At 42.2% G+C, this 10,356-nt stretch carries 11 protein-coding genes; 9 read left to right on the top strand and 2 right to left on the bottom strand.

Annotated features, from left to right (window positions below; all coding sequences use genetic code 11):
* Positions 1 to 146: 146 nt before the first annotated feature.
* The gene (locus FTV04_RS14400; protein WP_180090116.1) at positions 147 to 722 is read left to right on the top strand and encodes a hypothetical protein; all 576 of its coding nucleotides are present in this window, start codon (positions 147 to 149) and stop codon (positions 720 to 722) included.
* Between the two features lie 191 nt (positions 723 to 913).
* Here the strand turns inward: FTV04_RS14400 and FTV04_RS14395 are convergent, their stop codons facing one another.
* Positions 914 to 1,519, bottom strand: a complete 606-nt coding sequence (locus FTV04_RS14395; RefSeq protein WP_180090114.1) for a 2-hydroxychromene-2-carboxylate isomerase — start codon at positions 1,517 to 1,519, stop codon at positions 914 to 916.
* A gap of 314 nt (positions 1,520 to 1,833) precedes the next feature.
* Positions 1,834 to 2,583 carry an SDR family oxidoreductase gene (locus FTV04_RS14390; protein WP_180090112.1) on the bottom strand — a complete coding sequence of 250 codons (750 nt, stop codon included), beginning with the start codon at positions 2,581 to 2,583 and terminating at the stop codon, positions 1,834 to 1,836.
* A 131-nt stretch (positions 2,584 to 2,714) separates the two neighbouring features.
* Between FTV04_RS14390 and FTV04_RS14385 the strand changes: the two genes are divergently transcribed.
* From FTV04_RS14385 to glmS, 8 genes are all read left to right on the top strand, one after another.
* A complete protein-coding gene (locus tag FTV04_RS14385) occupies positions 2,715 to 3,287 on the top strand; it encodes a TetR/AcrR family transcriptional regulator (RefSeq protein WP_180003563.1) in 573 nt (190 codons plus the stop codon).
* Positions 3,288 to 3,601: 314 nt separating this feature from the next.
* Complete coding sequence (ribBA, locus tag FTV04_RS14380) at positions 3,602 to 4,723, top strand: bifunctional 3,4-dihydroxy-2-butanone-4-phosphate synthase/GTP cyclohydrolase II (RefSeq protein WP_078191533.1); 1,122 nt, start codon at positions 3,602 to 3,604, stop codon at positions 4,721 to 4,723.
* A gap of 11 nt (positions 4,724 to 4,734) precedes the next feature.
* Complete coding sequence (gene ribE, locus FTV04_RS14375) at positions 4,735 to 5,205, top strand: 6,7-dimethyl-8-ribityllumazine synthase (protein WP_180073534.1); 471 nt, start codon at positions 4,735 to 4,737, stop codon at positions 5,203 to 5,205.
* A 4-nt stretch (positions 5,206 to 5,209) separates the two neighbouring features.
* Complete coding sequence (nusB, locus tag FTV04_RS14370) at positions 5,210 to 5,659, top strand: transcription antitermination factor NusB (protein WP_180090110.1); 450 nt, start codon at positions 5,210 to 5,212, stop codon at positions 5,657 to 5,659.
* Between the two features lie 20 nt (positions 5,660 to 5,679).
* Positions 5,680 to 6,597 (top strand): thiamine-phosphate kinase, encoded by a 918-nt coding sequence (gene thiL, locus FTV04_RS14365; RefSeq protein WP_180022202.1) that lies wholly within the window; start codon positions 5,680 to 5,682, stop codon positions 6,595 to 6,597.
* 22 nt (positions 6,598 to 6,619) lie between these two features.
* Positions 6,620 to 7,096, top strand: coding sequence for a phosphatidylglycerophosphatase A (locus tag FTV04_RS14360; protein WP_180090122.1), 477 nt, complete (start codon positions 6,620 to 6,622; stop codon positions 7,094 to 7,096).
* 21 nt (positions 7,097 to 7,117) lie between these two features.
* Positions 7,118 to 8,482, top strand: coding sequence for a bifunctional UDP-N-acetylglucosamine diphosphorylase/glucosamine-1-phosphate N-acetyltransferase GlmU (gene glmU, locus FTV04_RS14355; RefSeq protein WP_180073532.1), 1,365 nt, complete (start codon positions 7,118 to 7,120; stop codon positions 8,480 to 8,482).
* A gap of 12 nt (positions 8,483 to 8,494) precedes the next feature.
* Positions 8,495 to 10,333, top strand: coding sequence for a glutamine--fructose-6-phosphate transaminase (isomerizing) (gene glmS / locus FTV04_RS14350; RefSeq protein ID WP_180022204.1), 1,839 nt, complete (start codon positions 8,495 to 8,497; stop codon positions 10,331 to 10,333).
* Positions 10,334 to 10,356 lie beyond the last annotated feature (23 nt).

Raw genomic sequence — 10,356 nt, 5'->3', positions numbered from 1 at the left:
CAAGTAACTTGGACCAGTGTTGATCATTTAGCATTGTTCGAGGCATAGCGAGTGTAAAATTGGGTTTGGCGATTTAATTTTACTATCTCGCTATTTTTTTAATCAACAAATGTCAACAGACCCTAATTAAAAATATTTAAATAGCTATGAAATATTGTGTCTCCTGTGGAGAAAAAGCATTAGTACAACATCACTTTTGTAGTGCCTGTGGTCATTCATTTGGTGATCAAGTGTCAGACAAACCTAAGCAAGCACGTTATCCCGCATTTGTGCCCAACCAAGATGATATTTCGACCTATGAACATCATCTCAAATACTTAAACAAATTAAGCTCTTTCCAAAGCAAAGTATTCTATCTTTTCTTCTTTGGTGCTTTCGCGGTCATGTTTTTTACTTTCACAAGTGTATTTTCAGGTTGGGCGTCTGTTTCCAAAGCATTTGGATCTATATGGCTATTTCCTTTTTGTATCATCAGTTGTATTGCCATAAAATTTACAAGTTTGGACTATTGGCTTGCTAAACAAATTTATGGTCGAAATTATCGTTATAAAGACAATGGATTAAGACTCGTTTACCAAGAGCTACCAAGCGCTAAAAATCATAAAGATGAATTTATCTGTATCTTTTGCGGCAATAAACGATTCTTTCGTAAAGGTATTTATGCAAGCGATTCATGCACCGTAAATTGCACCAAATGTCAGCATTATTTATATACGGAATAAAGCTTAAGTTTTTTAAGTTAGTACGCCAAAAATAAGACTCAATACAAATGAAAGCTGAGTAAAAGTAGATGTAAGTAAGACAATCAGCCATGATCCATTCTATAATTTTACTTACATCTACAATAACTTCTGCATTCCCGTCCTAAAACTGGTGCTCATATTCAGTAGCATTCACTCAAGTATTCGTCCAATTAGGCTGATCGTGATGAAGCCTGTAAAGCCGCCTCAACAAAATGTAAATGATCAACACCCCAATATAACTCATCATCGACAAACCAACTTGGCGCCCCAAACACACCACGTGCAATGGCTTCTTCGGTAATAACTTTAAGCTCAGACTTTACTTTTTCATCTTCAAGCCATGATTTAACCTGCGCTACCTCCAATCCAAGCTCCTGCATCAATTGAATTAATTCATTGAGATCATTTAAATTGCGTGGCTGACCAAACATTGCGTTAAAAATACCCGTCAGTACATTGAGAAATAGTTCAGGCTGAAATAATTGGACTGCGGTTATCAAACGCATCAACTGCAAAGTATTGATCGGAAAATACGGATTCATCTGTACTGGTATCTGCCATAGCTTTGCCCAACGTTGAAGATCAATCATGGAATAACGTGCCTTCGCAGGTACCGCCATCGGGCTACTATTGCCTGTAGCTTTAAACACTCCACCAAGAAGCATCGGCTTCCAGATCAGCTCGGCTTGATACTGCTGTGCAATCTGTTGAATGCGATGAAAACCGATATAACTATATGGGCTGCCGACATCAAAATAAAATTCAATGACTTTCATGTTTTTCGTCCTTTTTTTGCTTATTTTCCTAACTGATGTTACGCACGTAAAAGTAACATCGTATTTTTTAAATGATTTTTAAGCCGATTTGACGGAGTCTTACATCCAGGGTTTAAATAAAGGGATTAGCCTTCGGCTGGAGGTACTTTTGTTTCGGCAAAAGTACCCAAAACCATTGTCATCCGCAAAACTCGTTCACTAGCGTCTAATTATTCAAAGTATCGCAAAAACATTTTTGAATAGATGTAGTCCTGTCTCAAACACTTGCGGATGACCTTACCGCGTATCGTTCTTTTATTTGAATCAAATTACGCTTACCAGCGTTCCATCCACGGTCGCAGATCTAATTCATGCGTCCATGCATCTCGTGGTTGCTGTGAGAGATGCCAATAATTTTCTGCAATATGTACGGGATTTAAAATACCATCTTGCGCTTTTTTTGCGTACAAATCGGGAAAAGTCTCTTTAATAAAGTCGGTATCAATCGCCCCATCAACCACCACATGCGCCACATGAATATTTCTAGGCCCAAGTTCACGCGCCATGCTTTGTGCCAAGGCACGAAGCGCATGTTTTGCGCCAGCAAAAGCGGCAAAGCCTGCGGCACCACGAACCCCAGCCGTCGCACCCGTAAAAATAATTGTGCCAGATTCACGGCTCACCATGCGCTTCGCCACTTCCCGACCCGTTAAAAATGCCGAGAAACATGCCATTTCCCAAATCTTGAAATATTTACGTGCGGTTTCTTCCAAAATACTACATGGCACATTGGCACCAATATTAAAGACCATGACCTCAATCGGGCCAATGTTTGATTCAATGTGCTCGATGAGTTCAATCACTTGCTCTTCTTTTCGAGCATCCGAACCAAAGCCAAAAGCAGTCCCTCCCTGTGCTTGAATTTCAGCAATTAAGGGCTGTAATTTGTCGACATTACGCCGCGTCATACATGCGGTATAACCACCACAAGCAAAGCGTTTGGTAATTTCACCACCGGTGGCATCTCCTGCACCAATGATCAATGCCACACCTTTGACAGGCTTAGATATATGATTATTTTCCATGACGATCTCCTCGTGCTGGATAGTTTTTATATTCCATGTGCGATCAATTTTATTGAATAACGATCGTTACTATAACGAATACTATGTTATGATTAATTTATCGTCAATCATAATTTTTTGGGGTCATGCATATGCGCTATAAACCCGAATACAAACAACAAAAACGACAAGAATTGCTCAACATTACGGGGCAAATTGCGAAAAAAAATGGCTTTGCTGCAACAGGTGTTGACGGCTTAATGAAAGCTGCAGGTGTCACTAGTGGCGCATTCTATTCACATTTTTCGTCAAAACAGGATTTACTCAAAGCATTGGTTGAATATGAATTGCAGCAAAGCTTTAACATGTGGCAAAGTAACCCGAATCACAATGCAGCAGACTGGATTAATTTTGAATTAGACCGTTACTTAACCCCTTCCCACCTTGAACATCCTGAACAAGGCTGTGTTTTGCCGACACTCGCGACTGAAGTAGCTCGCGCAGATGACACGATTAAACAAGCTTATGAAAAGGAATTACTGCGCGGTCATGCTTTATTTAGCACACATTTGGCGAGTGAAGAAAAAGCTTGGGCCATGATGTCCCAATTGGTCGGTGCGGTTTTAATTGCACGGGCAATGCATGATCCCGAATTACAAAAAAGCATTTTGCAGGCCAATAAAATGATCATTCAAGATTATTTAGCTGCACACTCAGCTGCATAAGCTCCTATTATTTTGTGTGATCCTTCATGTAGTTAAGCGATTAAACGCTTCCGACAAACTGTCAGTTTCATTTGGCTCAATTATTCAAAATCCATATAAGGTTGCCAATTTTTATGCTTTTCAATCGCTTAAAGATTGGGCATAAATGGCACAATTCAAATAAAGTCCTCTTTTCAAGGTTCTGACGACTGTGTATAACAATGAGCCATTAAAGGAAAATGATAAGCATAGGCAAAGAACGCAAAAAAACGTTAGACTATGCAACAATCAATGCAAGTAAATGTCATTCGAGACAAACAAAAAGGTGAAGATTGATGCCGCTCAATACTGTTGAAGAGCTCGTAGCTGATATTCGTGCAGGAAAAATGGTCATCCTCATGGATGATGAAGATCGTGAAAATGAAGGCGACCTTGTTATCGCTGCGACCCACGTACGTCCTGAAGATATCAACTTCATGATTACGCATGCGCGTGGTCTTGTGTGCTTAACGCTCAGCAAAGAGCGTTGCCAACAGTTGAACCTACCACTCATGGTTGATGCCAATGGTGCCCAGCACGGCACCAACTTTACATTGTCTATTGAAGCAGCAAATGGCATTTCAACAGGCATCTCACCTGCTGAACGTGCGCACACCATTCAAACTGCTGTAGCAGCACATGCAAAACCCGCTGATATTGTTCAGCCAGGCCATATTTTCCCGCTGATGGCGCAGCCTGGTGGTGTCCTTCACCGTGCAGGTCATACAGAAGCCGGTTGTGATTTATCGCGTTTAGCAGGTCTTGAACCCGCATCTGTGATTTGTGAAATCATCAATGAAGACGGCACCATGGCACGTCGCCCTGATCTTGAAGTCTTTGCTGAAAAGCATGGCTTAAAAATGGGGACGATTGCGGACTTAATTCACTACCGCATGACCAATGAGCAAACCGTTGAGCGCATTGATCAACAAACTTTAGATACTGAATATGGTACTTTTGAATTGTTCCGTTACCGTGAAATTGGTAACCCAGACATTCATTTAGCACTGGTTAAAGGCGAACCGAAACAAGGAGTAACCACGGTCCGTGTACATGGTTTCAGCCCGGTTCGTGACTTATTAAAACTCAATAAACAAGATGGCGCTCCGGCGTGGAATCTCGATAAAGCACTCAAAGAAATCGCATCCAGCGATCGTGGTGTTTTAGTATGGATTGGTCAGCGTCATTTACAGGACTTAGGCCCTGCTTTAGAAAATTTAACTGCACCGAAAAATGTTAAATCCAATGCGGCACTGTCTCAGCAGTATCAAACCATTGGTGTCGGCGCACAAATTTTACGTGATTTAGGCGTGGAAAAAATGAAGCTTCTCAGCTCGCCACTACGCTTTAATGCACTATCAGGTTTTAACTTAGAAGTGGTGGAATACATCACCGCAAATCAAACATCAGAGAAATAATCGAGGTTGCTATGGCAGTTCGCCGTATTGAAGGTATGTTACATCTCGCGAACGAAGACCGTTATGCGATTTTAGTTGGTCGTTTTAATAGCTTTGTTGTTGAACATTTGCTAGAAGGTGCCGTTGATACATTGAAACGTCATGGCGTATCAGAGGATAATATCACTGTTGTTCATGCACCGGGTGCTTGGGAACTTCCTGTGGTTGCGAAGAAACTTGCAGCTTCAGGTCGTTTCGATGCCATCATCGCGCTTGGCGCAGTGATTCGTGGTAGCACGCCTCACTTCGATTTTGTTGCTGGCGAATGTGCTAAAGGTTTAGGCGTTGTTGGTCTAGACACTGGCTTACCAGTAATTAATGGTGTATTGACTACGGATAGTATTGAACAAGCGATTGAACGCTCAGGTACAAAAGCAGGCAATAAAGGTAGTGAAGCTGCCTTGACTGCTATTGAAATGGTTAACTTGTTAAAGGCTATTTAACGCTATGTCGCAAACACTTCAAGCAACTTATGCAGCAAAACGTAAAGCACGTCGCTTTGCTGTACAAGGAATTTATGAATGGCAAATGAGCCGCAATCCTGTCCATGAGATTGAAGCACGTACACGTGTGGATAATGCCATGCACAAGGTCGACCTCGGCTATTACCACGAGTTATTGACCGAAGTTGTTGCCAATCATGAAGCATTGGATGCGCTTTTAATCCCTGTACTCGATCGTGAAGTAGACGCTTTAGATGGTGTTGAACTTGCAACACTTCGTCTTGGCGCATATGAACTCAAAGAACATCTTGAGATTCCATATCGCGTCGTGTTAGATGAAGCGATCGAGTTAGCTAAACATTTTGGCGGTGCAGACAGCCACAAATACATCAATGGTGTATTGGATCGTTTAGCGACTACATTGCGTGTAGCAGAAAAACAACAAGCTAATTAATTTTTTAAGTAGTACGTTGTATGGCTGAGTTCTCGATCATTGATACCTATTTTAATCGACAGAATATCAATTCTGTCGATTTAGGGGTCGGTGATGACTCAGCCTTGCTCACCCCTCCTCCACAGCAACAATTGGTCATCTGTGCCGATACACTGGTTGCTGGGCGTCACTTCCCCCTCGACACAAACCCACATGCCATAGGCTGGAAATCTGTTGCCGTCAATCTCTCTGATATTGCCGCAATGGGTGCCAAACCACACAGTATTTTATTGGCCTTGAGCTTACCCCAAATTGATCATGACTGGCTCAAAGGCTTTAGTCAGGGTTTATATGATTGTTGCGATCAATTTGGTGTGAGTTTAATTGGTGGTGATACCACTCAAAGTCCACATTTAACGATTTCAGTCACAGCCCTCGGCTGGGTAGAATCAGGACAGGCTGTCCCACGTTCAGGCGCCAAAATTGGTGATTATATCTGCGTCAGCGGACAAGTCGGTGATGCTGCATTTGGCTTAAAACATTTGGGCCACCAATTACAAAAGCGCTTGGACTATCCAATGCCACGTTGCTTACTGGGCCAACAGCTAAAAGGCTTAGCCAACAGTATGATTGATGTCTCTGATGGGCTCGCACAAGATTTAGGACATATCCTCGCTGCTTCACACGTCGGTGCAGAAATTGAATTAGATCAACTTCCTATCGATCACGATGTAAAACAATTACAACAAGAAAAGCAGTGGCAATACGCCCTCGCGGGTGGAGATGACTATGAGTTATGCTTTACAATAAGTCCGCAGAATTATAAAAAGCTTCTGCAACTAGAATTAGATGTAAACATTAGTAAAATCGGTCAAATCACCCCAAATTTGGGAATCCGTTATAACAATCACGGTGTTGACCAAGTCATAAAATTTAAGGGATACCAGCATTTTGCATAAGCCAGCCATTAACTTTAAATCCATGTCTTGGTTTAACCGAGTCATCGCCTTTTGTGGCGTGGGATTTGGCTCGGGTCTTGCACCCAAAGCACCGGGTACCTTTGGCTCTGCTTTTGCTTTGTTTTTTATTCCAGGTTGGCTTGCAATCGGCTTTTTCAACTCCATTATAGTCATGATCCTCATGTCGATTATTGGGATCTATATTTGTGGTCAAACCGCCAAAGTCATGGGTGTCCATGACGATGGCCGCATCGTATGGGATGAATTTGCCGGTCAGTCCATTACCTTCCTCCCGATTTTATATCTTGGGCAAATGAGCTGGACTTGGGCATTGATTGGTTTTGCTTTATTCCGTTTATTTGATGTCTGGAAACCGTGGCCAATTCGTGTCATTGACCGTCAAGTCGGTGGTGGCTTTGGCATCATGTTCGACGACATCATTGCAGGTCTTTGGGCCGCGCTTTGCATCTGTATTTATTTTTATATTTTGTCTATGTAATAGAAACACCTAGGATTAAACATGTCTACTAGCGTTATTATTCTTGCTGCAGGTAAAGGGACACGTATGCGTTCTCGTTTACCCAAAGTATTACAACCACTCGCAGGACAACCCCTACTTGGCCATGTCATCAACACGGCGAAAAAACTAAATGCAGAAGAAATAATTACCATTTATGGGCATGGCGGTGAATTGGTTCAAAACGCGTTTGCACATGAAAATGTCAAATGGGTTGAACAAGCAGAACAATTGGGTACAGGCCATGCAGTCAAAGTGACTCTGCCTGTCCTAGCAAAAACTGGGATTTCTTTGATTCTCTCAGGTGATGTGCCTTGTATCACTGAAGCAACATTACAAAAACTATTAGATGCATCTGCTCAAACAGGTATTGGCTTAGTAACCCTAACGGTTAATGATGCGACTGGTTATGGTCGTATTGTACGTGAAAATGGCAAAATTCAAGCCATTGTTGAACACAAAGATGCCTCTGAAGAACAACGTAAAATCAAAGAATTTAATACCGGTATTTATGCCGTAAGTAATGCCAAATTACATGAATGGTTGCCAAAATTAAGCAACAACAATGCGCAAGGTGAATATTACCTGACCGATATCGTTGCTATGGCAATTGCTGACGGTCTCGAAGTGGCATCTGTTGAGCCAGAACGCGCTTTCGAAGTGGAAGGTGTCAATGACCGTGTACAGTTAGCTGCACTTGAACGTGAATTTCAAGCATTCCAAGCTAAACAACTGATGCAACAAGGCGTTCACCTGATTGATCCTGCACGTTTCGACTTACGTGGTACATTGACTGTTGGTCAAGATGTCCGTATCGATATCAACGTGATTATTGAAGGTGATGTTGAACTCGGTGATAACGTAGAAATTGGTGCAGGTTGTATCATTAAAAACACCAAGATTGCAGCAGGTACTAAAGTTCAACCATATAGCGTTTTTGACAGCGCCATTGTTGGTGAAGACGCTCAAATCGGTCCATTTGCACGTTTACGCCCAGGCGCAAAATTGGCCAATGAAGTGCATATTGGTAACTTTGTTGAAGTTAAAAATACCACTGTCGGCTTAGGCTCTAAAGCCAACCACTTTACCTATTTAGGTGATGCAGAAGTCGGTGCAGGTTCAAACATTGGCGCAGGCACCATTACCTGCAACTATGATGGCGCAAACAAATTTAAAACCATTATCGGTGACTCAGCCTTCATCGGCTCAAATAGCTCATTAGTCGCTCCTGTCACCATTGGTCATGGTGCAACAGTGGGTGCTGGCTCAACCATTACACGTGACGTGGCAGACAATAGCCTTGCGGTAGAACGTTCGAAGCAATTTGCCAAAGAAAACTATCAACGTCCACAAAAATTGAAGAAATAAGAGGATTAAATTATGTGCGGTATTGTCGGTGGCGTTGCAGAACGTAGTATTACCAATATTTTAATTGAAGGCTTAAAGCGTCTTGAATATCGTGGCTATGACTCTGCAGGTTTAGCGCTGATTAATAAAGGCCACGTTCTACGTGAACGTCGCGTAGGTAAAGTTGCAAATCTTGAACAAGCCGTTGAAGAAGCAGATATCGCAGGTTCAGTCGGTATTGCTCATACGCGCTGGGCAACCCATGGTAAACCGACTGAAAATAATGCCCATCCGCATATTTCAGGCAATGTTGCTGTAGTTCATAACGGCATTATTGAAAACTATCAAGAGCTTAAAGATGATCTTGAAGCACTTGGTTATGTCTTTACCTCACAAACAGATACAGAAGTTGTCGCGCATTTAGTCAATGATGCTTTAAAAAGCACTCCGAGTCTTTTAGAAGCAGTTAAAAGTGTCGTGCCTCAACTCAAAGGTGCTTATGCACTAGGTATCGTACATACCGACCATCCTGATGAATTAATCACGGTGCGTGAAGGTTCACCTCTTGTGATTGGTGTCGGTATTGGCGAGAACTTTATTAGCTCGGATCAATTGGCACTTTTACCGATTACCAACCGTTTTATCTACCTTGAAGAAGGTGATATTGCACGTTTGACACGTAATACCATTGAAGTATTCGTCGATGGTAAATTAGTGAATCGACCAATCAAAGAGCTTGATGCGACTGTAAGCAATGCTTCAAAAGGTGAATATAAACACTATATGCTCAAAGAAATTTATGAGCAGCCTGAAGCGATTAAGCAAACGATTTCACAAGCATTAAATGGTAATGCGCTTCGTGATGATTTTCTTGCCAATGCAGCTCAAGATTTCAGCCAAATTCAACAAGTGCAAATCATCGCATGTGGTACCAGCTACCATGCCGGCATGATTGCCAAATATTGGTTTGAACAACTGATTGACGTGCCTTGCCAAGTCGAAATTGCCAGTGAATTCCGTTATCGCTCGCCTGTGATTGTGAATAACACACTGTATGTTTGTATTTCTCAATCAGGTGAAACAGCCGATACTTTAGCTGCACTGCGTGATACGCAAAAGCGTGCAGCAGCGAAAAGCTTGAATATCACCACCATGACCATTTGCAACGTGGCAACCTCGTCGATGGTACGTGAAACCAACTACAGTTTGTTGACGCTCGCAGGCCCTGAAATTGGTGTTGCTTCGACCAAAGCATTTACCACACAGCTTGCGGCATTGATGCTATTGGTATTGAAAATTGGTCAAATTAAGCAAAGCATTTCAACTGACCGTGTCTCTGAAATTATTGCTGCGCTATGGCATACACCGAAAGTGATTTTAGATACTTTACAAAATAATGCTGAGATTCTACGTCTATCAGAATTATTTGTTGAAAAAAATCACTGCCTATTCTTGGGTCGTGGAACTGAGTTCCCGATTGCCCTTGAAGGTGCTTTGAAACTTAAAGAGATTTCATATATCCACGCAGAAGGTTATGCGGCTGGTGAATTAAAACATGGTCCATTGGCACTGGTTGATAATGATATGCCTGTGGTGATTCTTGCGCCACAAGATGACATGTTAGATAAACTCAAATCGAATATGGAAGAAGTGCAAGCGCGTGGTGGTGAGTTATTTGTTTTTGCAGATGAAAACAGCGGCATCAAAGCGAAAGATCGTCAACACGTGGTTTATGTGCCAAGTGTGAATGAAATCTTGGCACCGATTGTGTATAGCATTCCAGTACAACTGCTCTCTTATCATGTTGCAGTGCTACGTGGAACAGATGTCGATCAGCCACGTAACTTGGCGAAGTCTGTGACGGTGGAATAATACCCCAATGTAAAAAAGGAGCC

It is taken from the genome of Acinetobacter sp. YH12219, assembly GCF_013417875.1.
GTDB classification, from domain to species: Bacteria; Pseudomonadota; Gammaproteobacteria; order Pseudomonadales; family Moraxellaceae; genus Acinetobacter; species Acinetobacter amyesii.
This window is presented reverse-complemented; position numbering and strand designations above follow the sequence as displayed.